Origin of the sequence: Prevotella sp. Sow4_E9_plate (assembly GCF_052116205.1) — a bacterium.
GTDB lineage: Bacteria > Bacteroidota > Bacteroidia > Bacteroidales > Bacteroidaceae > Prevotella.
Window position 1 is genome coordinate 1 of record NZ_JBQKLN010000162.1, and the last position, 359, is coordinate 359.

Sequence of the window (359 nt, forward strand, 5' to 3'; positions counted from 1 at the left end):
GATGCAGTTGAAGATTCGGCTGCAAAGTTAACAAAAAGTTTCGAGAAAATACTCATCGAGGTGATAATTTTGTTCATGGTAATACCAAGAAAGATAAATTTCACCCAAATGGGGAGGTATGGCTCGCATGTTGAGCAAACCTATCGCAACGCATTCGGCTTAAAAAAGTCGAAAAGCATTGACTGGCTCAAACTTAATGTATCACTTGCCAAGCGCTTCTTTGCTAAACAGGGAAGATGGGCTATTGCCATTGATCCCAGCTACATCAGCAAAGCTGGCAAGAAGACTCCACATATCGGTCGTTTTTGGTCGGGATGTGCACAGTCTGTTAAACATGGTCTCGAAATCATGGGTATTGG

The 359-nt window shown here is 42.6% G+C and carries 1 pseudogene; it reads left to right on the plus strand.

From position 1 onward, the window contains the following. Positions 1-359, plus strand: a pseudogene (locus ACTQ53_RS17695) (transposase); the annotation flags it as partial.